The organism is Asanoa sp. WMMD1127, assembly GCF_029626225.1.
GTDB lineage: Bacteria > Actinomycetota > Actinomycetes > Mycobacteriales > Micromonosporaceae > Asanoa.
Genome location: NZ_JARUBP010000001.1, coordinates 3,808,834 through 3,830,378, shown reverse-complemented (window position 1 = coordinate 3,830,378; position 21,545 = coordinate 3,808,834). Strand labels below are relative to the sequence as shown.

Genomic DNA, 21,545 nt, shown 5'->3' with positions numbered 1-21,545 from the left:
CGAGTTGCACACGGCCTACTCGCCGAGGAGTTTGGGGCGGTGGTTGGCGGACCAGTCGAGGGAGTCGCGGATGCCGTCCTCGACCGTGTGGTCCGGGGTCCAGCCCAACGCCGCGTGTGCCTTCTCCGTGCGCGTGTAGGAGCCCACCACGTCGCCCGGGCGGGACGGGGCGTCCGCCACGCGCAGCGGGCGGTCGGCGACCCGCTGGAAGGCCGCCACGAACTCGCGGACCGTCGTGCCGGTGCCTGTGCCCAGGTTGAGCACGTCATAACGGCGCGAGCCCGACACGGGCAGCACCTCGTCGAAGCGGCGCAGGGCCTCGACGTGGGCGCGGGCCAGGTCCCAGACGTGGATGAAGTCGCGGATCGCGCTGCCGTCGCGGGTCGGCCAGTCGGTGCCGGTGATCTGGAACTCCTCGCCCGCCTCTAGCGCCGTGATCAGGCGGCCGAGCAGGTGCGTGGGCTTCGCGTACTGCAGGCCCGTGCGCATCTTCGGGTCCGCGCCGATCGGGTTGAAGTAGCGCAGCGAGATGACCCGCAGGTCATAGGCGTTGGTGCAGTCCTCCAGCACCCACTCCATGACGGCCTTGGTCCGGGCGTACGGCGACTCGGGGCGCAGCGCCGACGTCTCGTCGACGGTGAAGTCGGCGCCCGGCGCGTAGATGGACGCCGACGACGAGAACAGGTAGCGCTGGCAGCCGTTGCGCGTCACGTGCTCGATCAGGTCGAGCGACTTCGACACGTTCTCGCGGTAGTACCGCACCGGCTCGGCCACCGACTCCGGCACGACGATCAGCGCGGCCGCGTGCACGACGGCGGAGATGTCGGGGTGCTCGGCGAAGATCCGGTCGATGAGGGCGCCGTCGGCGATGTCGCCGTCGTAGAAGATCCGGTCCCGCACGAACTCACGCCGGCCCGTGACCAGGTTGTCGATGATCACGGGGGTGATCCCGGCGTCGAGGCAGGCCGACGCGACCGTGCTGCCGATGAAACCCGCCCCGCCCGCGATCAAGACCTTCATGCGCCGCACCCTACCAACCACGGCGTTGTGTCCCACTCCACGCCCCGCGCGAGGTTACTGGCGAGTAGCATTACTGGTCAGTCACCCGATGAGGAGGCCCAGACCCGTGCCCCGTTCTGTCCGCGACGTCGCGTTCGTCGACGGCGTTCGCACCCCGTTCGGAAAGGCGGGTGGCATGTACGCGCACACCCGCGCCGACGATCTCGTCATCCGCTGCATCCGTGAGCTGCTGCGCCGCAACCCCCAGCTCCCGCCGGACAAGGTGGAGGAGGTCGCCATCGCCGCGACCACCCAGATCGGCGACCAGGGCCTGACCATCGGCCGCACCGCCGCCCTGCTCTCGGGCCTGCCGAAGACCGTGCCCGGTTTCGCCATCGACCGCATGTGCGCCGGCGCGATGACCGCCGTCACCACCGTCGCGGGCGGCATCGCGATGGGCGCCTACGACGTCGCGATCGCCGGCGGCGTCGAGCACATGGGCCGCCACCCGATGGGCGAGGGCGTCGACCCCAACCCGCGCATCCTCGCCGAGAAGCTGGTCGACCCGAGCGCGCTGGTGATGGGCAAGACCGCCGAGAACCTGCACGACCGGCTGCCGGGGATCACCCGCGAGCGGTCCGACGCGTTCGGCCTGGCCAGCCAGATCAAGACCGCCAAGGCGTACGCGAACGGCAAGCTGCAGGACGACCTCGTGCCGGTCGCGATCCGGGACCCCGAGCTGGGCTGGGGCCTCGCCACCGCTGACGAGGCGCCGCGCGAGTCCAGCCTGGAGAAGCTCGCCACGCTCAAGACCCCGTTCCGCCCGCACGGCCGGGTCACCGCCGGCAACTCGGCCGGCCTCAACGACGGCGCGACCGCGAGCCTGATCGCCGCCGAGGACACGGCCCGCGAGCTGGGCCTGCCGGTGGCGATGCGACTGGTCTCCTACGGCTTCGTGGGTGTCGAGCCCGAGGTGATGGGCGTCGGCCCGATCCCGGCGACGGAGAAGGCGCTGCGGATCGCCGGTCTGTCCATCGAGGACATCGGGCTGTTCGAGCTCAACGAGGCGTTCGCCGTGCAGGTGCTGGCGTTCCTCGACCACTTCGGCATCGCCGACGACGACCCGCGGGTCAACCAGTGGGGCGGCGCGATCGCGGTCGGCCACCCGCTGGCCTCGTCCGGCGTGCGGCTGATGACGCAGCTCGCGCGCCAGTTCGCGGAGCACCCCGAGGTGCGGTACGGCATCACCGCCATGTGCATCGGCATCGGCATGGGCGGCTCGGTCATCTGGGAGAACCCGGCCTGGGAGGGCGCCAAGTGAGCAGCGAGGTCGTCACCAGGGCGCTGGTGCGCGCCGTAACCGTCAAGGGCCGCAAGGCGGCCCTCATCACGCTCGACAACGGGCTCGACCACACCAAGCCCAACAGCTTCGGCCCCGGCGGGCTGGCCAGCCTCGACGAGGCGATCACGGCGGCCACTGCCCTGGAGCCGGCGTTCATCGCGATCACCGGGAAGCCGTACATCTTCTCGGTCGGCGCCGACATCACCGGCATGCCGCTGATCCAGTCGCGCGAGCAGGCGGTGGAGCTCGGCCGCTACGGGCACCGGGTGTTCAACCGGCTGCGCGAGTCGGCGATCCCGACGTTCGCGTTCGTCAACGGCGTGGCGATGGGCGGCGGCCTCGAGGTGGCGCTGCACTGCCACTACCGGACGCTGTCGAGCGGGGCCAACGCCCTCGCGCTGCCCGAGGTCTCCCTGGGCCTCGTGCCGGCCTGGGGCGGCACCCAGCTGCTGCCCAACCTGATCGGCATCGCGCCGGCGGCCCAGGTGATCATCCAGAACCCGCTGACGCAGAAGACGCTGCGCCCGCCGCAGGCCCGCGAGCTCGGCCTCGCCGACGTGCTGCTGGAGCCGGCCGACTTCCTCGAGCGCTCGCTGGAGTGGGCGGCCGGTGTGGTGGCGGGCGAGATCACCGTCGAGCGGCCGGAGATCGACCGCGACATGTGGGACGGCGTGCTCTACTTCGCCAAGATGCAGCTCGACGAGCGGCTCCACGGCGCCGTCGCGTCCGCCGAGAAGGCGCTGGAGCTGCTGGCGCTGGCCAAGGACGCCGACTTCGCCACCGGCACGGCCGCGGAGGACGAGGCGCTCGGCGACCTGGTCACCGGCCCGCAGCTGCGCAACAGCCTCTACGCGTTCGACCTGGTGCAGCGACGCGCGAAGCGGCCGGCCGGCGCGCCCGACAAGGCGCTGGCCCGCGCCGTCACCAAGGTCGGCGTGGTCGGCGCGGGCCTGATGGCCGGCCAGATGGCGCTGCTGTTCGCCCGCCGCCTCGAGGTGCCGGTGGTGCTCACCGACCTCGACCAGGAGCGGGTCGACAAGGGCGTCGCCTACGTGCACGGCGAGATCGACAAGCTGCACGGCAAGGGCCGGATCGACGAGGGTACGGCGGCCAAGTTGCGCGGCCTGGTCAGCGGCTCGGTCGACAAGGCGGCCTTCGCGGACGCCGACTTCGTCATCGAGGCGGTCTTCGAGGAGCTGGGCGTCAAGAAGCAGGTCTTCGCCGAGCTCGAGAAGATCGTGTCACCCGAGGCGGTGCTGGCGACCAACACCTCGTCGCTGTCGGTCACCGAGATGGCCGCCGACCTCGAGCACCCCGAGCGGGTCGTCGGCTTCCACTTCTTCAACCCGGTCGCGGTGATGCCGCTGGTCGAGATCGTCCGGGCCGGCCAGACCGACGACCCGACGCTGGCCACCGCGTTCGCCGTGGGCAAGCAACTGAAGAAGTCCTGCGTGCTGGTCAAGGACGCGCCGGCGTTCGTGGTCAACCGGCTGCTGACGCGGTTCCTGGGCGAGATCTACGCGGCGATCGACGCCGGCACGCCGGTCGAGGTGGCCAACACCGCGCTCGACCCGCTGGGCCTGCCGATGCGGCCGCTGGCGCTGCTCACGATGGTCGGCCCGCCGGTCGCGCTGCACGTCGCGAAGACGATGCACGCGGCGTTCCCGGACCGCTTCGGCGTCAGCGACAACCTGGGCCGGATCGTCGAGAGCGGCCGGTCGCTGACCGACCGCGAGGGCGAGATCGACCAGTCGGTGGTCGCGCTGCTCCAGGTCGGCGACGCGCCGCTGACCGCCGAGCAGGTCCGCGACAAGGCGCTCGACGCGATCGCCGACGAGGTCCGCACGATGCTGGCCGACGGCGTGGTGGCCGACGCCCGCGACATCGACCTGTGCCTGATCCTCGGCGCGGGCTGGCCGTTCCACCTGGGCGGCATCACGCCGCACCTAGCGGCCACCGGCCGCCTCTGAGAGCAAGGAACGGTCCGTTCCTAACGCTTTCCGCATAGGAACGGACCGTTCTTAACAGCTCGACGAAAAGCCCCCGGGGACGTGTCCCCGGGGGCCTTGTCGTTGAGCTGTTACTGCTTCTCGACCTCGGCACGCATCGAGAGGAAGGTCTTGTTGGCGTCGTCGCCCTTGGCGTTGTAGATGCCGATCATGCCGACGCTGCCCTTGTCGGCCCAGGCGCAGACGCCCAGCGGCACCTCGGCGCCGGCGTCGGCGATCACGCCGTCGCCGCACTTGGCGCTGCCACCCAGCGGGCCGGCCTCGACCGTCTTGATGTTCTTCACCGTGAAGCCGCTGGCGGTCATGTCGGTGAACGTGTCGTCGAGCTCCTTGGCCGGGTCGGCGACCACACCGGACGCGGCCACCAGCATGACGAGCTCCTGCTTGGCGATGTCGCCGTAGAACGCGGCCGCGGTGCTGGTCGCGTTGGGCAGGTCCGAGTTGAGCTGGGACTTCATGTCGTCGACGGCCTTCTGCAGCTCTGGGTCGGTGATCTTCGGCTTGCCGCCCAGCGTGTCGGGCGCGACCACCCGGGTGTTGGCCGCCGCGACGACCTCCTTCACCGGGTCGCGCAGGACGAAGTAGAGCGCGGTGCCGCCACCGACGCAGAGCAGCAGCACGACGGCGAGCACGATCAGGACGATCTTGCCGGCCTTGCTCTTCTTCGGCGGCGCGGTCGGCGGCAGCGGCGGCCCGCCGTAGGGCTGCTCGCCGTAGGTCGGCTGCTGCGGCGGCTGGCCGTAGGCCGGCTGCGCGCCGTAGCCCGGCTGCTGGCCGTAGGGCGCCCCGGACGAGGGCTGCTGCCCGTACGGCGCGCCCGACGACGGCCCGTACGGCGCCCCGGACGACGGCTGCTGCTGCGCGTAGTCGGGCTGCTGGCCGTAGTCACCGCCGTAGCTGGGCTGCTGCGGCTGGCCGTAGGTGCCCGGCTGCTGCGGCGAGCCGTAAGTCTGGCCGCCGCCGTACTGCGGCTGCTGCGGGGGCTGCTCGCCATAGGGCTGCCCATATTGCGGCTGCTGCTGACCGTATTGCGGCGGTTGCTGACCGTAAGGCGGCTGGGAGCCGTACGACGGTTGCTGGTTGTAAGGGTCGGACATCACGGCTCCCCAGGAGACTCACGCGGACTGCCGGATCGTAGCCAGTGCGCGCATCCGCCACGCGCCCTCCGTCAGCCACGGGACACAACGTGTGTCCCGATCGTGACTCGATCTCACGTGGTGGCCCGTTCCTCCGCACTGCGCTCGACGCAGAACTCGTTGCCCTCCGGATCGGCCAGGGTCACCCAGCCGGTGCCGTCGGGGCGGCGGCGGTCGCCGACCAGCGTGGCGCCGATGCCGAGCAGCCGCTCGACCTCCTCGTCGCGGGTGCGGTCGGCCGGCTGCAGGTCGAGGTGGAGCCGGCTAGGAGTGACGAGGTCGCCGTCGACGTGGCAGAACAGGATGCCGGGACCGCCGCCGTCGGGCGCGATCAACATGGCCTCCGGGTCGCCCGGGAAGTCCTCGTCGGAGCGCGGGTAGCCGATCACCTGGGACCACCACCCCGCCAACTCGTACGGGTCGCGGCACTTGACGTTGAGGTGGTGGATGCGGTTCGTCATGGCCGCCACCGTGCCAGCGACGGCCGCCGAGATCAACGTGGTTTCGCGTCGCCCACCACGGCGCTGCCGGCGGCCACCGGCGTGACGCTGGCGGCCGGCAGGGTCACCCGGACCTCGAGGCCGCCGCCCTCCTGTGGGGTCGCCGTCACCGTGCCGCCGTGCGCGTCGCAGACCGCGCGGACGATCGACAGGCCGAGGCCGGACCCACGGGCGCCGGTGCGTTCGCGGCCGCCGCGGCGGAACGGCTCGAACAGGCCCGGCACGTCGCCCTGGTCGACCTCGAAGCCGGTGTTGCCCACCACCAGGAACACCTGCTCGCCGTCGGTGCCCGTGCGGGCCCAGAGCCGGCCGTGCAGGTGGTTGTAGCGGGTCGCGTTCTCCACCAGGTTGCCGGCCAGGCGCTCGAGCAGGCCCGGGTCGCCGACGACCGGGGCCGGGGCCAGGTCGGTCGTCACGGACAGCCCCAGCCGGTCGACCTCACGGCCCACCGCGGACAGGGCGGCGCGCAGGCCGTCGGCCAGGTCCGTGGGCACCTTTCGGGCCAGCCGGCGGCCGCGCTGGGCCTCGCTGCGGGCCAGCACCAGCAGCGCGTCGACCAGGCCGTTGGCGCGTTCCGAGGCGTCGCGCACCACGGTCGCCATGCGACGGAACTCGGCCTCGTCGGCCTCGTCGTCGGCCAGCGTGACGTCGATCTCGGTGCGCATCACGGCCAGCGGCGTACGCAGCTCGTGTGAGGCGTTGGCGACGAAGCGCTTCTGGGCCTCGAAGGCCGAGGCGATCCGGTCGAGCATGGCGTCGAAGGTGCGGGCCAGCTCGGCGATCTCGTCGTCGGCCCCGGTGTAGCGGATCCGCTGGTCGAGCGTCTGCTCGCCGAGCCGGCGGGCCGTCGCGGTCACCTGGTGCAGCGGGCGCAGCGCCCGGCCGGCCACCGCGTAGGCCGCGGCGACGCCGACCAGGCTGGTCACCAGCAGGGCGAACAGGCCCTTGAAGAGCAGCTCGCGGGAGGCGGCGTCGACCACCTGGGCCTGCCAGGCCGCGGCGTCCAGCCGCCGGCCGTCGGCGAGGTCGACGAAGGCGCCCGGCTGGAGCTGGTCGGCGGGGTGGATCGCGTCGCCGACCAGCAGCCAGGCCAGCAGGATCAGCACGAGCCCGGTGGCCACCACCACCACGCCGTTGAGCAGCGTGAGCCGCAGCCGCAAGGTGGGCCGGGGCCACCGCTCCCGGGCCGCCGCATAAACCGTCATGTGACCAGCTCCCCCGGCATCCGGTAGCCGGCGCCGACCACCGTCTCGATCAGCGGCGGCTCGCCGAGCTTCTTGCGCAACGTCATCACCGTGACCCGGACCGTCGTGGTGAACGGGTCGGTGTTGGCGTCCCAGACCCGCTCCAGCAGCTCCTCGCTGGACACCACCGCCCCGCGGGCCTTGAGCAGCTCCTCAAGCACGCCGAACTCCTTGCGGGTCAGGTCGACCGCGGCACCGGCCCGGGTGGCCACCCGGCGGGCCGGGTCGAGCACGAGGTCGGCGATCGCCAGCACCGGCGGCGCGGGCGGCGTGGCCCGGCGGCCGAGGGCGCGCACGCGGGCGACCAGCTCGTCGAAGGCGAACGGCTTGGGCAGGTAGTCGTCGGCGCCCAGCTGCAGGCCGTCGACCCGGTCGGCGACCGTGCCGCTCGCGGTCAGCATCAGCACCCGGGTCAGCGCGCCCGAGGAGACGAGGTCGGCGCAGATCTGGTCGCCATGCACGCCCGGCAGGTCGCGGTCGAGCACGACCACGTCGTAGCGCGTGACGAAGGCCATCTCGTGGCCGGACGTGCCGTCGTAGGCCACGTCGACCGCCAGACCGTGTCGGCGCAACCCGCGCGCGATCGCGTCGGCCAGGTTGCGCTCGTCTTCGACCACCAGCACCCGCACCGGAACACCCTCCCTCAACCCACGTCAAGCCCGTGTGAGCAAAGTTAGCGCCCGGGCCGCACGGCCCAGATCCGCAGTGTGCCGGTGGCCGTGCGGCAGACGATGGCCGCGGGACCGGACTGGCAGGAGAGCAGCACCTCGGCCGCGGTGCCGAGCGGCCGGAGCACGCCCGGCGCCGGGCCGAGCAGGCCGATCACGGTGCGGGCGGCGCCGATCGGGATGCGGGTGACGACCGGGTCGCCCCGGCCGCCGGTGCGCCAGCCGTGCAGGTCGGCGACCATCGCGCCGGTCTCCGGATCGACCGAGCGGACCGGCCCGAGGCCGCCCGGCACGGCGCCCAGCGCGACGAGCTGGCCGCGCGCCTCGACCACGAAACTGACTTCCTCGACCCGCCAGCGCAGCCGGCCGGTGACCGGGTCGAGGGCCAGCACGTCGCCCTGGCTGCTCAGGCAGACCAGGGACAGGCACCGGCCGATGCCGCCACCGTCGATGTCGTACGGCATCCGCCAGCGCACGTCCAGCGTCTCGGGATCGAGGCCGGCGATGCCGGTGCCGCCGTGGTGGGCGTACCAGAGGACCAGCCGCCCGCCCACGCTGAGCCCCGTCAACGGCAGCACCGCGGCGCCCAGCGGACTGGCCGCCCGCAGCACCGCCCCGGAACGGGCGTCCCGCAGCTCGATCCGCCCCGAGCGCGTGAAGACCGCCAGCCGCCCGCCCCGACCACTGCCGGATCCCGCCGCGCCGCCCACCACGGTCGCGCCGCCCGCGCCGCCGACGGCGTTGGTCTCCGACTCCGGCGCGGCCCGGGGCGGGATGCGGCCGGCCACCGGCGCCGGGCCACCGATCGCGGTGAAGGTGAACCGGTCGTCCGGCGCGGTCGACCAGAGCTGCCGGCCGGTCGCCAGGTCCAGGGCGCGCAGCCGGGGTGGGTCGGCGGAGCTGGCATAGCCGGCGTTGGCCTCGGCGTCGACCACGATCTCCTCCGGCGCCGACCAGAGCCGCCGGCCGGTCGCCGCGTCGTACGCGTCGGTGCGCCGGATCCGGCCCGTCGTCTCCCCGCCGGAGACCAGCACCACCGGGCCCGCCGTGTCGAGCCGGATGAGCCGCTCGCCGGTCGGCGCGTACGGCGCGGTCCACAGCTCCGCCCCGTCGGGGAGCCGGATCGCGGTCAGCGTCGACGACGTCTCGCTGGGCCGGCGGATGAGGTAGAGCCGGTCGCCGGCCACCGCGAACGAGGAGCCCGCGCCGCCGAGGCGGGTGACCGTCGCCGTCAGCGGCGGTTCGGGCACCAGCGAGCCGCCCAGCGCCAGGAAAGTGGCCGCCAGCACGACGAGGGCGGCCCAGAACGGCGGTCGCCGGGGCAGCTCCTCCTCGATCGCCGGGCTCGCGTCGGGCACGGTGACGACCGGCCCGAGTTCGATGGTGCCGCCCGGCTGCACGGCCCGGCCCTCAGGACGCCGGTCTCGTAAAGATCGCCAGGTGGTGGCCGTCGGCCGCCCGGCACACCAGGGCGCCGTCGCCGGCCCGGCAGTCGCGGTTGCCGGCCGGCAGCGTGCCCAGCGGGCGTGGCGCCGCGCTGGTGCCGCCGCTGGCCACGGCCACCCGCTCGTCCGGCAGCAGCCGGAAGACGAGCTGGTCGGCGCTGCCCCGCACCGGCAGCCAGGGCAGCCCGTCGCCGCCGGCGAAGGCCAGCTCGCCGTCGCGGACGTCGAGGGTCCAGATCCCGTCGGGCGTACGCGCGCACAGGTTGCCGCCGCAGTCGGACCACCGCACGTCGCGGACCCGGTCGGGGCGGCTCCACTCGAGCCCGATGTTGTCGAGGTTGTAGGCGCTGAGCGCGGACCGCTGCCCGGGCCGGCTGTCGGGGTGCCGCAGCACGAACCCGTCGTCGACCAGGCGCGGGTTGTCGGGCGCGTAGTCGGCCGCCGGGAGCTTGCCGTAGCCGCGCAGCGCGCCGCTGACCAGGTCGTGCACCTCGGCCCGGCCGGAGTCCAGGACGAGCACGGCCAGGGCCGGGTCGCCGGCGACGACGTGCGCGACCGCGGTCGAGGGCACCCGCACGTGCCACAGGCGGCGCCCGGAGGCCAGGTCGATCGCGTCGATGCGGCCGGCCACCCGGCGGCCCGCGCCGCTCGCGCTGCGCACCTCGTCGACCGCCAGCCCGACGCCGGCGCCGGGCACGGTCAGCACGGCGTCGTCGCGGTTCCAGCGGACCTCGCCGGTGCGGGCGTCGACCGCGGTGGTGCCGGTCTGCCGGCGGATCGAGTCGCGGGACGCGACGAGGACGAGGTCGCCGACGCGGCTGGCGGAATGGGACATGGCGGAGGGCAGCCGGAGCCGCCAGCGTTCGGCGCCGCTGGGGAGGGCGTACCCGCGCAGCTCGGTCAGGCCCGCCTCAGCCCCGCCGCCGGCGCCCCCACCGGGCACCGTGACCGCCTCGGGCAGCGGCGCGGGATCGGCGACCACGAGCAGGTCGCCGGCCACCGAGACACTGGCGCCGGCCTCGGCCGGGACGGTCGTGGTGGCGCGGAACGGCGGGCTCGCCGTGGCCGCGCCGCCGCAGACCAGCAGCAGGGCGGTGGCCGTCGCGACCAGCCGCCACCGCCAGGCGCGCCGGCGCTGCCGGAGGCCGGGCGCCTGGTCCTCGTCGACCGAGCCGTGGGCGGCGCCGAGATCGATCACCACCCACTCGCCCGGCCGCTCGGACATCGTCTAACGGCTCGGGCCGACGTTGTCGCGTTGGGCGGCCGGCGCGTTGATGGCCTCGGGCGGCGCGGTGTCGTCGAGCCGGGACACCCAGCCGGTGACCTCGCGGGCGACGTCCTGGGCGGTGAGGCCCAGGTCGGCCAGGATCTGCGCCCGGTTGCCGTGCGGGTGCCACGCGGCCGGCACGCCCAGGTCGCGCAGCGGGACCCGGACGTCGGCGTCGCGCATGGCCTTGGCCAGGGCGTCGCCGACGCCGCCGGTGCGCACGCCGTCTTCGACGGTGACCACGAGCCGGTGGTTGGCGGCCAGGGTGACCAGCTCCGCCGGCACCGGGCGGACCCAGCGCGGGTCGACGACGGTCACGCCGTAGCCGTGTTCGCCGAGGCGGGTCGCGACCTCGACGCCGAGGTGGCCGAAGGCGCCGACCACGACGAGCAGCACGTCCTTCTGGCGGTCTTCGCGCAGCACGTCGACCTGGCCGATCCGGCGGACGGCCGGCAGGTCGGCGGCGACGGCGCCGGTCGGGAAGCGCAGGATGGTCGGCCCGTCGTCGACGGCGACCGCCTCGCGCAGCTCTTCGCGCAGCGTGGCGGCGTCGCGGGGCGCGGCGATGCGCAGGCCCGGCACCACGCCGAAGACCGACATGTCCCAGATGCCGTAGTGGCTCGGCCCGTCGGGACCCGTGATGCCGGCCCGGTCGAGCACGAACGTCACCGGCAGCTTGTGCATGGCCACGTCGAGCAGCACCTGGTCGAACGCCCGGTTGAGGAAGGTCGCGTAGACCGCGACCACCGGGTGCAGGCCGCCCAGGGCGAGGCCGGCGGCCGAGGTCGCGGCGTGCTGCTCGGCGATGCCGACGTCGTAGACGCGGTGGGGATGCTTGCGGGCCAGCGAGGCGATGCCGGTCGGCTCGGCCATCGCGGCGGTGATGCCGACGACGTCGGGGCGCTCGTCGGCGATCGCGACCAGCTCGTCGGCGAACACGTGGGTCCACTTGACGCTGGGTGCGGCCAGCAGCTGGCCGGTCTCGACGTCGAACGCGCTGCTCGGACCGTGCAGGCAGTCGGCGTCGTCCTCCTCGGCGGGGCGGTAGCCGTAGCCCTTGCGGGTCACCGCGTGCACGATGACCGGGCCGCGGAAGCCCTTGGCGCGGCGCAGCGCGGACTCCACGGCGGCGATGTCGTGGCCGTCGACCGGCCCGACGTATTTGATGCCGAGATCCTCGAACATGGCCTGCGGCGCCACGGCATCCTTGATGCCCTTCTTCACCGCGTGCAAAACCTCGTAGAGCGGCTTGCCGACGAGCGGCGTCGAGCCCAGCGACTCCTTGACGAGGTCGAGCACCCGCTCGTAGCCGGGGTTGAGCCGCAGCGACGAGAGGTGGTCGGCCAGGCCGCCGATGGTCGACGCGTAGGACCGCTGGTTGTCGTTGACGACGATGACCAGGGGGTTGCCGGCCGTCGCGATGTTGTTGAGCGCCTCCCAGCACATGCCGCCGGTCAGCGCGCCGTCACCGACCACGGCGACCACGCTGCGGTCCTCGCCGCGCAGGGCGTAGGCCTTGGCCATGCCGTCGGCGTAGCTCAGCGCGGTCGAGGCGTGCGAGTTCTCGATGAGGTCGTGCTCGCTCTCGGCCTGGTTGGGGTAGCCCGAGAGCCCGCCGCGCTGGCGGAGCTGGTCGAAGCCGGCCTGGCGCCCCGTCACGATCTTGTGCACGTAGGCCTGGTGGCCGGTGTCGAACAGGAGCTTGTCGCGCGGCGAGTCGAACACCCGGTGCAGCGCCAGCGTCAGCTCGACGACACCGAGGTTGGGGCCGATGTGGCCGCCGGTCCGGGAGACCTTCGCGACGAGGAAGTCGCGGATCTCTGCGGAGAGCAGGACAAGCTCCTCGGCGGAGAGCCGTTTGAGGTCCTGTGGGCCGCGGATGGCGGACAACAGACTGGCCCGACCCTCTTCAACGCTCATGACCGGCAAGTGTATCGGGGTATGCACCTGCCGCACCCCGATCCGAGATCGTCTTCACCGAATCTCCCTTCTTGCAAAGCGTGGAGTTTTCACGTTCAGTAGCGGCACAGCCGGTCTCCGTCATGTGGACGGTCCGTGACCCGGCCACCACGCTCCCGCCGATGGGACTATCCGCGCCGGCCGGCGGCCCGAACGGGCGGCCCGGCGGCCCGATCGGGCAAGTCTTGTTGACGGGACCGCGACAATTTTTCGGCGGCGAACCGGGCCCCGCTCCTCGGCGGATCTTCAAAAGCCCACGCTATGGCCATGATCGATGCGCAGGGGCGGCGATTTTCCGGTCGGGTGATAAATAGGGCACAAGCGCGAAAGGACGTACGATGGGCGCAGAGTTTCCCTCCCCAAAAGGTTTGCCCACATGTCAGGTTCCTCGCGCGTTTCCGGAAAGTACGCCGTGGGACAACTGATCGCGCTGATCGTTCTGGCGATCATCGCGTTGCCGTTGCTCCCGCTGATCCTGCTTGTCATCGGCTGGATCCGGCTCCGTGACCGGCGCGCCGCGTCACGCGCGGCCGGCCAGGAAACGGAGGGCAGCTTCGTCCCTCCCCGGCCCCGCAGGATCCCCGCACCGCAACGCTGACCCCCGTTCGGGGGTCAATTACCGAAACTGATTCCGAAAACTAATTCGGGACGAGCAATCCGACACACTCGAGATGGTGCGTCATCGGGAAACAGTCGTAGCCGCGCAGTTCCGCGAGCCGCCAACCGCGCTCGCGGAACGTGCGGACGTCGCGGGCGAACGCGGCCGGGTCGCACGCGACGTAGCCGACCGCCCGCGCCCCCGAACCGGCCAGCGCGTCGACCACCCGCGCGCCCGCGCCGGTGCGCGGCGGGTCGAGCACCACCACGTCGACCGGGCCGGCGACCCGGCGGCGGGCCAGCGCGGTCTCCACCTTCGCCGCCACGACCTCGACCCACGGCAGGTCGGCGAGGTTGGCCCGGGCCGCGGCCACCCCGTCCGGCGCCGACTCCACCAGCGTCACCCGGCCGTCCGGGCCGACCCGCTCGGCCAGCGCGGCCGCGAACAGCCCGGCGCCGCCGTAGAGATCCCAGGCCCGTTCGCCGGCCCGCGGTCCGACGAGGTCGAGCACCGCGCCGACCAGCGTCGCCGCCGCGGCGGCGTGCACCTGCCAGAACGTCTCCGCGCCGATCGTCCACGTGCGACCGAGCGCGTCCTCACGCACCGTGCGCACCTCGCCACCGGGCCGCTCCAGCACCGCGACGTCGCCGCCCGAGGTCGCCACCGTCTCCACCGCGTCGGCGGTCGGCCACTGCCGGTCCAGCACGGGCAGCGCCTGGATGGCCGGGTGGGCGATCAGGCAGCGGTCGATCGGCACGACCTCGTGCGAACGGTGCTTGAGCAGGCCGGCGCGACCCGCCGCGTCGACCGCGTAGCGGACCCGGGTGCGCCAGCCGGTCAGCTCGCCGGGCAACCCGTCGACCGCGGCACCGAGCGCGTCGACCTCGTCGTCGCCCAGCTTGCCCAGGCGGGTGAGCTGCTCGCGCAGGACCGCGGTCTTCCAGGCCCGCTGCGCGTCGGCGGTCGCGTGCTGCAGGTCGCAACCGCCACACAGCCCGGGCCCGGCGTACGGGCAGGGCGGCGCGACCCGATCCGGCGACGGCTCGAGGATCTCCACCGCGTCGGCCCGCAGGTAGCCGCTGTGCACCTCGGTGACCACGGCGACGACCCGCTCGCCGGGCAGCGCGTGCCGCACGAACACGACCTGGCCGTCGAGCCGTGCCACGCAGTGCCCGCCGTGCGCCGGCGCGCCCACGGTCAGCGTGATCCGCTCCGCCTCGCCGATCGGCTCGCGGTCGCCGGGGTTCACGACCGGTCCGCCTGGCTCGACGCGGGCGTCCCGTCGTCGGCGCCGCCGGCCGCCGCGTCCCCGTCGGCGCGCGGCAGGCCCGACGAGTCGATCTTGTGGCCGCCCCGGTTGCGCGGGCCGCGGGCCGGGCCGCGGATCAGGGTCGCGTCCAGGCGGTCGAGGTCGCGGCTCTGGCTCGACGCGAGCTGCCACGGCACGCTGGTCACCATCACGCCGGGCTCGAACAGCAGCCGGCCCTTGAGCCGCAGGGCGCTCTGGTTGTGCAGGAAGTTCTCCCACCAGTGGCCGACCACGTACTCGGGGATGAAGACGGTGACCACGTCGCGCGGCGAGTCGGTGCGGACCCGCTTGACGAAGTCGATGATCGGCCGGGTGATCTCCCGGTAGGGCGAGTCGACGACGGTCAGCGGGACGGGCACCTGGCGCCGCTCCCACTCCGCCTGGACGACCCGCGTGTCCTTCTCGTCGACGTTGACCGTCACCGCGGTCAGGGTGTCGGGCCGGGTCGCCTGGGCGTACGCGACCGCGCGCAGCGTCGGCATGTGCACCTTGGAGACGAGCACCACGGCGTGGTTGCGGGCGGGCAGGATCGGCCGGCCCTCGTCCGGCGCGAGCTCGCGGGAGACCCGGTCGTAGTGCCGGCGGATGGCCAGCATCACGACGTAGATCACCAGCATCGCCGCGATCGCGATCCAGGCGCCCAGCAGGAACTTGGTGATCAGCACGATGACCAGGACCGTGCCGGTGAGGAACGCGCCGAAGGTGTTGATCGCCCGGGCCCGCAGCATGCGCCGGCGGGCCTCGGGATCGCGCTCGCGGGGCAGCAGCCGGTTCCAGTGCCGGATCATGCCGGCCTGGGACAGCGTGAACGAGACGAACACGCCCACGATGTAGAGCTGGATCAGCCGCGTGACCTCCGCCTGGAACGCGAAGATCAGCACGCCGGCACAGACGGCCAGGAAGATGATGCCGTTGGAGAAGGCCAGCCGGTCGCCCCGGGTGTGCAGCTGGCGGGGCAGGTAGCGGTCCTGGGCCAGGATCGAGCCGAGCACCGGGAAGCCGTTGAACGCCGTGTTGGCCGCCAGGAACAGGATCAGCGCCGTCGCGCCGGCCACCACGTACAGCAGGATCGAGTCGGCGCCGAACACCGTCTCGCCGAGCTGGGTGGTGACCGTCTTCTGCACGTAGTCGCCGGCTCCCCCGACGATCTGCCGGGTCGGGTCCTCCATGAACTGGAGGTGGGTCAGCCGCGAGAGATAGACGATGCCGACCAGCATCGTGACCGCCACGGTGCCCAGCAGCAGCAGGGTGGTCGCGGCGTTGCGGCTCTTCGGCGGTTTGAACGCGGGCACGCCGTTGGAGATCGCCTCGACGCCGGTCAGGGCCGCGGCGCCGGACGAGAACGTCCGGAGTAACAGGAAGACCATGGCGAACCCGGTCACGTCGTGCTCGGCGGCGATGGTCAGGCCGGCGCTGGGGGCCCGGAGGTCCTCACCGAGCACGAAGATGCGGAAGAAGCCGGTCAGCAGCATGCCGATGATCACGATCAGGAAGCCGTACGTCGGGATCGCGAACGCCGTGCCCGACTCCCGCAGGCCGCGCAGGTTGATCGCGGTCAGCACGACCACGGCGCCGATCGCCACGCCGATCTTGTGCTCGGCCACCCAGGGCACGACGGAGCCGAGGTTGGCCACGCCCGACGAGACCGAGACGGCCACCGTCAACACGTAGTCGACCAGCAGCGCGCTGGCCACGCCGATGCCGAACTTCGGGCCGAGGTTGACGGTGGCGACCTCGTAGTCGCCGCCGCCGGAGGGATAGGCGTGCACGTTCTGCCGGTAGCTGGCGACCACGGTGAGCATGACCACGACCACGGCCAGGGCCACCCACGGCGAGAACACGTAGGCGGAGGCGCCGGCGATGGAGAGCGTCAGCAGGATCTCGTCGGGCGCGTAGGCGACGCTGGACAGGGCGTCCGAGGCGAACACCGGCAGCGCGATCCGCTTGGGCAGCAGGGTGTGCTGCAGCCGGTCGGACCGGAACGGCCGACCGAGGAGCAGGCGCTTCATCACCGAGGTGGGTCTAACCACAACGGGTAAGGGTACGGCGGGCTGATCAGCGTTGCCGAGCGGTGCCGAGGTCCGGAGATCCGCCATCAGGGGGTACGGTCAATCGGCCGCAAAACCGCCGTGGAAGGGGTGTCACCGGTGCACGTCGTGATCATGGGCTGTGGTCGCGTCGGCTCGACGCTCGCGCACACCCTGGAGGACCGCGGCCACTCGGTCGCCGTGATCGACCAGAACCCCGACGCCTTCCGCCGGCTGGGCCCCGAGTTCGGTGGCGTCACGGTGGCCGGCGTCGGTTTCGACCGCGACGTCCTGCGGGAGGCCGGCATCGAGCGGGCCGACGCGTTCGCCGCCGTCTCCAGCGGCGACAACTCCAACATCATCTCGGCCCGGCTGGCCCGCGAGACGTTCGGTGTGACGCGCGTCGCGGCCCGCATCTACGACCAGAAGCGCGCCGAGGTCTACGAGCGCCTGGGCATCCCGACCGTGGCCACGGTCCGCTGGACCGCCGACCGGATGATCCGGCACCTGGTCCCCGAGGGGCACGTCGAGATCTTCCGTGACCCGACCAGCACCGTCTCGATCATCGAGGTGCCGGTGCACAAGGACTGGATCGGCCGCCAGCTGCGGGCGCTGGAGGACGCGATCGGCGCCCGGACGGGCTACCTGATGCGGTTCGGCATCGGGACCCTGCCCACGGCGTCGACCGTGATCCAGGAGGGTGACCAGCTGTTCATGCTGGTCACCGACGACATCGCCACGTCGGTGACCGAGGTCGCCGGCGCCGCGCCGGAAGGGGGGCACTGACCGTGCGGGTCGCCATCGCCGGAGCGGGCAACGTGGGCCGCTCCATCGCCGCGGAGCTGGTCGGCAACGGCCACGAGGTGATGCTCATCGAGCGCAACCCCAAGATGCTGCGCCCCGAGCGGGTGCCGGCCGCCGAGTGGATCCTGGCCGACGCCTGCGAGCTGGCCAGCCTCGAGGAGGCCAACGTCGCGGGCTGCGACGTGGTGGTCGCCGCGACCGGCGACGACAAGGTCAACCTGGTCGTCTCGCTGCTGACCAAGACCGAGTTCGCGGTGCCGCGGGTGGTCGCCCGGGTCAACCGGGCCGAGAACGAGTGGCTGTTCACCGAGCAGTGGGGCGTCGACGTCGCCGTCAGCAAGCCGCGGCTGATGGCCGCCCTGGTCGAGGAAGCGGTCACGGTCGGCGACCTGGTCCGCCTGATGACCTTCCGGCAGGGCGAGGCCAACCTGGTCGAGATCACCCTGCCGCCGACCGCGCCCTACGTCGGCCTGCCGGTGCGCAACGTCCCGCTCCCCCGCGACTCGGCGCTGGTGGCCATCCTGCGCGGCCGCCGGGTGCTGGTGCCCACACCGGACGACCCGCTGGAGGCCGGCGACGAGCTCATCTTCGTCTGCACGGCCGAGGTCGAGGACGCCGTCCGCGCGGTCATCCTCGGCCCGGAGGCCGCGGGCCGCCGCGCCGTCAGCTAGGGCCTGTCCTGCCGATCAACGTGAGCCGAGACGGAGTCCAGGTGTCGTCTGGTGGTGGCCCAGAATTGCCCGGATACCGGTGTTGTATCCGGGTGATTCTGGGACGCCGCCAGGCGGCGGCTGGGCCCGTCGCAGGCCGCGTTGATCGGCAGGACAGGCCCTAACCCGCCGCCGCGGCGTAGAGCACGTCGCGGAGGCCCGGGAGCCGCTCGCGGTCGGCCCGCCAGACCAGCCGGAGGCTCAGGTCGGGGACGGGCAGGTCGAGCCGGACCAGACGCCCCGCGGCCAGGCTGTCGCCGACCGCGAAGGCCGGCAGCAGCGTGATGCCCAGCCCCTGCTCGGCCCAGGCCCGCATCACCGGAACCCCACCGACCCGGGCCCGCTCGGGCACCGGGCCGAGCGCCTGGTCCGCCGCCATCCAGAACGAGCACTCCGGCACGTTGACCAGCAACCGCTCGCCGGTCAGCTCGTCTGGAGTCAAGGGCCGGCCAGCGAGGGGGTGCCCAGGCGCCGCGACGAGCACCAGCGGCACCGGTCCGAGGTCGACGTAGGTGAGCGGTTCCGCCGGCGCCGAGAAGCCGAGCCCGCCGAGGCGTGCGCCGGCGTCCAGCAGGAGGGCGGCGTCGAGGCGCAGCGCCACGAGATCCGCGAGGAGTCCGGACCGGTTGCGGTCGGTGTGCGGCTCGATGGCCAGGTCGGGGCGGCGGGCGGCGAGCCGGGCGACCACCCCGGGCAGGTGCGTGCCGGCCAGCGTCTCCAGGGCGCCGACGCGCAGCCGCTGGCGCTCGCCCCGGACGGCGAGCCGGGCCTGCTCGGCCTGGTCGAGAAGCGAGCGCGCCCAACCGCGCAGACGGTCGCCGGCCGCCGTGGGCCTCATGCCTTTCGGGCCCCGCTCGAACAGGCTCACGCCCAGGCCGGCCTCCAGCGTCCTGATCTGCTGCGACACCGACGACGGCGCGAGGCCGAGCGCGACCGCCGCGTCCGTCACCGTCCGGTGTCGCAGCACGGCCTCGAACGTCCTCAGTTGGGCGAGCTCCACACGGTGGATCAAGCGCGCCGCGCATGCGGAAATTCCGAACGCCGCCTGCGGCTCGCGCGGTGGAGCCGACGTGGCCGCCGATCGCACCGTTGCTCCCGTGCTCCCACTTACCCTGACCGGCATCTCGCTCGGCTACTTCATGGTGCTGCTGGACCTGACGGTGCTGGCGGTGGCCGAACCCGACCTGGCCGCCTCCCTCGGCGCCGGCCGGGCGGGCCTGCAATGGATCACCACCGCCTACACCCTGGCGTTCGCCGCGCTGTTGCTGGCGGCCGGCGCCGCCGCCGACCGGCATGGTGCCGGACGGCTGTTCCGGGCCGGCATCGCCGGGTTCACCGCGGCCAGCCTGCTGAGCGCGCTGGCGCCGCACCTGGGGACGCTCATCGCGTTGCGGGTGCTGGCAGGCGCCGCCGCGGCGGCTTGTGTCCCGGCCTCACTCGCCCTGATCGCCCATCACCATCCGGCGCCCGCCGCCCGGGCCCGGGCGATCGCGGCCTGGGCCGCGATCAGCGGCGCCGCGGTCGCGGTGGGCCCGGTGGTCGGTGGCGCCCTGGTCGCGAGCGCCGGTTGGCGTGCGGTCTTCCTCGCCAACGTGCCGATCGGGCTCGCGGTGCTGGCGCTGACCCGACGCGTCACAGCAGCGCCACCGGTCCACCGCCCCATCGACTGGCCGGCCCAGCTGACCGCCGCGGCCGTGCTGGCGTTGCTCACGGATGGCGTGATCGCCGCCGGTGTCGGCGCGTGGCCGCACACCGCGTTGTCGGTCGCCGGCCTGGCCGTCGCCGCTCCGCTGTTCGGCGCGCTCGACCGGCGGAGCGGCACGCCGGTGCTGGACCGCACCCTGCTGCGCTCCCCCGGCGTACGTTCCGGCCTGCTCGCGGCGGCGGCGGTCACCTTCGCGCTCACCGGCGGCCTGTTCGTGCTGCCGTTGCTCCTCCAGCGCGAATGGGGCCTGGGTCCGCTGGCCAGTGGCCTGGCGTTGCTCCCGCTGACGGTTCCGTTCGTCGCCAACCCACCATTCACCGGCCGGCTCGTGGCCCGGGTCGGCCCGCGGAGGCCGATCCTGGCCGGTCTCGCCACCTTGAGCGCGGGTGGCGTCGCATTGGCGGCTACGGTCTTCGCCGCCGGCGGCTACCCGTGGCTCGCACCCGGCCTCCTGCTCACTGGCACCGGTGTCTCGCTGGTTCTGCCCGCGCTGGTCACGGCAGTGGTCCAGGCGGCGCCGCCGGGCACGGCCGGTGCGGTGGGCGGGTTGCTCAACGCGGTGCGGCAGGTCGGTGCCACGCTCGGCGTGGCGGTGATGGGCGCGGCGGCGGACACCGATGTGGCCCTGGCCTGTTCGGCCGCGGTCTGCGCGGGGGCGTGGCTGGTGTTCAGGCGCTCTCGACCGCGGGCGGGCGTTCGCGGGTGACCCGGCGCACCACGGCCACGGTGAACAGCGCCAGCAGGATGTAGGGCGGCGTGCCCAGCACCAGCCGCGCGACGCCGAGCAGGTCGTCCTGCTTGTCGTACCAGAGCCAGGCCTGCGCGCTCACCTTGAGGATCCAGACCACGGCCCACACCACGGTCAGCCAGATGAACGTGCGCATCAGCCGGCGGTCCTCGCGCCAGTCGGACTTCCCGCCGGCCATGATCACGGACCAGCCCCAGCCGACCAGCGGCTGTCGCACCGCCGCCGAGATAAGCAGCGCCGCGGCGAAGACGTAGCTCTGGATGATGCCGGGCAGGTAGAAGTCGCGGGCCTCGCCGGTGCGCCAGGCGATCACGGCGCCCAGGGCGATGCCGAACAGGCCGTTGACGGCGTGCCGGATGGGCCGCTTCTGGGCAAGCCGGATCGCGCCGATCACCACCGCGACGCCGACCGAGGCGATCAGCGCGGGGTTGAGCTCCCAGAGGATGTTGACGACCACGAACACGATGACGGGCACGCTGGACTCGACCAGCCCCCGCCAGCCGCCGAGTTGCTGGGCCACCATCTCGCCGAAGGGCGGCAGCGGCTCCTCGCCGTCGGGGTCGCGGGTGGACTCGTCGGCGGCGCGCGGCGAAGACGTCATCTGGTGGCTTCCAGCTCGTAGTACGGGTTGTAGATGACTTTACGGTCATCCCGCACCGCGACGCGACCACGCGCGGTCAGTTGTCGCCCGGGCTCGATCCCGGCGATGTGCCGCCGGCCCAGCCACACCAGCGTCACCACGTCACTGCCGTCGTAGAGGTCGGCCTCGAGCGTGGGGAGGTTGGTGCGCGGGGTGTAGACGACGGTCTTGAGGCGCCCGGTGAGCGCCACGACCTGGCCCCGCATGCAGAGCCCGGCCGGCATGCAGCCGGACTTCGCGCTCTCCCGCTGGAGGCTCTCGGCCTCCAGCGTCTCCTCGTCAGCCGTCAGCCGCTGCAGGAACCGCCGCAGCGAGGTGCGGCTCTGGTCGATGGCCATGACCTTCGGCTTCACTCTCCTCGACGCCCCGGCCGGGCGCACGCCCCTTTCAGCGTACGCGTGACGGCCGTCACCCACCTCCCCGCGGCGAGCGGGC

The 21,545-nt window shown here is 73.1% G+C and carries 19 protein-coding genes; 6 read left to right on the top strand and 13 right to left on the bottom strand.

Annotated features, from left to right (window positions below):
- Positions 1-15: 15 nt before the first annotated feature.
- Positions 16-1,020 carry a UDP-glucose 4-epimerase GalE gene (gene galE / locus O7635_RS18255; protein ID WP_278081637.1) on the bottom strand — a complete coding sequence of 335 codons (1,005 nt, stop codon included), beginning with the start codon at positions 1,018-1,020 and terminating at the stop codon, positions 16-18.
- A gap of 106 nt (positions 1,021-1,126) precedes the next feature.
- On the opposite strand from galE, the gene O7635_RS18250 reads away from it, so the two are divergent.
- Together O7635_RS18250 and O7635_RS18245 are read left to right on the top strand one after the other, a co-directional pair.
- Positions 1,127-2,320 carry an acetyl-CoA C-acyltransferase gene (locus tag O7635_RS18250; protein WP_278081636.1) on the top strand — a complete coding sequence of 398 codons (1,194 nt, stop codon included), beginning with the start codon at positions 1,127-1,129 and terminating at the stop codon, positions 2,318-2,320.
- Positions 2,317-4,311, top strand: a complete 1,995-nt coding sequence (locus O7635_RS18245; protein WP_278081635.1) for a 3-hydroxyacyl-CoA dehydrogenase NAD-binding domain-containing protein — start codon at positions 2,317-2,319, stop codon at positions 4,309-4,311. The genes O7635_RS18250 and O7635_RS18245 overlap by 4 nt, the downstream gene beginning before the upstream one ends.
- Positions 4,312-4,421: 110 nt before the next feature.
- On the opposite strand, the gene O7635_RS18240 is transcribed toward O7635_RS18245, so the two are convergent.
- From O7635_RS18240 to dxs, 7 genes are all read right to left on the bottom strand, one after another.
- Positions 4,422-5,447: a hypothetical protein gene (locus O7635_RS18240; protein WP_278081634.1), complete on the bottom strand. Its 1,026-nt coding sequence runs from the start codon at positions 5,445-5,447 to the stop codon at positions 4,422-4,424.
- Positions 5,448-5,560: 113 nt separating this feature from the next.
- Entirely contained in the window at positions 5,561-5,947 is a 387-nt protein-coding gene (locus tag O7635_RS18235; protein ID WP_278081633.1) for a VOC family protein, read from the bottom strand.
- 32 nt (positions 5,948-5,979) lie between these two features.
- Positions 5,980-7,191, bottom strand: coding sequence for a HAMP domain-containing sensor histidine kinase (locus O7635_RS18230; protein ID WP_278081632.1), 1,212 nt, complete (start codon positions 7,189-7,191; stop codon positions 5,980-5,982).
- Positions 7,188-7,859: a response regulator transcription factor gene (locus O7635_RS18225; RefSeq protein ID WP_278081631.1), complete on the bottom strand. Its 672-nt coding sequence runs from the start codon at positions 7,857-7,859 to the stop codon at positions 7,188-7,190. The genes O7635_RS18230 and O7635_RS18225 overlap by 4 nt, the downstream gene beginning before the upstream one ends.
- 44 nt (positions 7,860-7,903) lie before the next feature.
- Positions 7,904-9,298 carry a PQQ-binding-like beta-propeller repeat protein gene (locus O7635_RS18220; RefSeq protein WP_278081630.1) on the bottom strand — a complete coding sequence of 465 codons (1,395 nt, stop codon included), beginning with the start codon at positions 9,296-9,298 and terminating at the stop codon, positions 7,904-7,906.
- A gap of 10 nt (positions 9,299-9,308) precedes the next feature.
- A complete protein-coding gene (locus tag O7635_RS18215; protein WP_278081629.1) occupies positions 9,309-10,568 on the bottom strand; it encodes a PQQ-binding-like beta-propeller repeat protein in 1,260 nt (419 codons plus the stop codon).
- A 3-nt stretch (positions 10,569-10,571) separates the two neighbouring features.
- On the bottom strand, positions 10,572-12,530 hold the full coding sequence (gene dxs, locus O7635_RS18210) for a 1-deoxy-D-xylulose-5-phosphate synthase (protein ID WP_278081628.1): 1,959 nt from the start codon (positions 12,528-12,530) through the stop codon (positions 10,572-10,574).
- Between the two features lie 415 nt (positions 12,531-12,945).
- Here dxs and O7635_RS18205 point away from each other — a divergent pair, with 415 nt between their 5' ends.
- Positions 12,946-13,167, top strand: coding sequence for a hypothetical protein (locus O7635_RS18205; RefSeq protein ID WP_278081627.1), 222 nt, complete (start codon positions 12,946-12,948; stop codon positions 13,165-13,167).
- A 40-nt stretch (positions 13,168-13,207) separates the two neighbouring features.
- Here O7635_RS18205 and O7635_RS18200 read toward each other — a convergent pair whose 3' ends face one another.
- Both O7635_RS18200 and O7635_RS18195 read right to left on the bottom strand, forming a co-directional pair.
- Positions 13,208-14,416 (bottom strand): TRAM domain-containing protein, encoded by a 1,209-nt coding sequence (locus tag O7635_RS18200; RefSeq protein WP_278081626.1) that lies wholly within the window; start codon positions 14,414-14,416, stop codon positions 13,208-13,210.
- Entirely contained in the window at positions 14,413-16,506 is a 2,094-nt protein-coding gene (locus tag O7635_RS18195) for an APC family permease (protein WP_278081625.1), read from the bottom strand. The genes O7635_RS18200 and O7635_RS18195 overlap by 4 nt, the downstream gene beginning before the upstream one ends.
- Positions 16,507-16,614: 108 nt before the next feature.
- Here O7635_RS18195 and O7635_RS18190 point away from each other — a divergent pair, with 108 nt between their 5' ends.
- The gene (locus tag O7635_RS18190; protein WP_347405288.1) at positions 16,615-17,289 is read left to right on the top strand and encodes a TrkA family potassium uptake protein; all 675 of its coding nucleotides are present in this window, start codon (positions 16,615-16,617) and stop codon (positions 17,287-17,289) included.
- A complete protein-coding gene (locus O7635_RS18185; protein WP_278085521.1) occupies positions 17,286-17,978 on the top strand; it encodes a TrkA family potassium uptake protein in 693 nt (230 codons plus the stop codon). The genes O7635_RS18190 and O7635_RS18185 overlap by 4 nt, the downstream gene beginning before the upstream one ends.
- A gap of 160 nt (positions 17,979-18,138) precedes the next feature.
- On the opposite strand, the gene O7635_RS18180 is transcribed toward O7635_RS18185, so the two are convergent.
- On the bottom strand, positions 18,139-19,017 hold the full coding sequence (locus O7635_RS18180; protein WP_278081623.1) for a LysR family transcriptional regulator: 879 nt from the start codon (positions 19,015-19,017) through the stop codon (positions 18,139-18,141).
- A gap of 97 nt (positions 19,018-19,114) precedes the next feature.
- Between O7635_RS18180 and O7635_RS18175 the strand changes: the two genes are divergently transcribed.
- Entirely contained in the window at positions 19,115-20,428 is a 1,314-nt protein-coding gene (locus O7635_RS18175) for an MFS transporter (protein ID WP_278081622.1), read from the top strand.
- On the opposite strand, the gene O7635_RS18170 is transcribed toward O7635_RS18175, so the two are convergent.
- Both O7635_RS18170 and O7635_RS18165 read right to left on the bottom strand, forming a co-directional pair.
- On the bottom strand, positions 20,391-21,071 hold the full coding sequence (locus tag O7635_RS18170) for a DUF3159 domain-containing protein (RefSeq protein ID WP_278081621.1): 681 nt from the start codon (positions 21,069-21,071) through the stop codon (positions 20,391-20,393). The two genes, O7635_RS18175 and O7635_RS18170, sit on opposite strands and share 38 nt — an antisense overlap.
- Positions 21,068-21,448, bottom strand: coding sequence for an OB-fold nucleic acid binding domain-containing protein (locus O7635_RS18165; protein ID WP_278081620.1), 381 nt, complete (start codon positions 21,446-21,448; stop codon positions 21,068-21,070). The genes O7635_RS18170 and O7635_RS18165 overlap by 4 nt, the downstream gene beginning before the upstream one ends.
- Between the last annotated feature and the right edge of the window lie 97 nt (positions 21,449-21,545).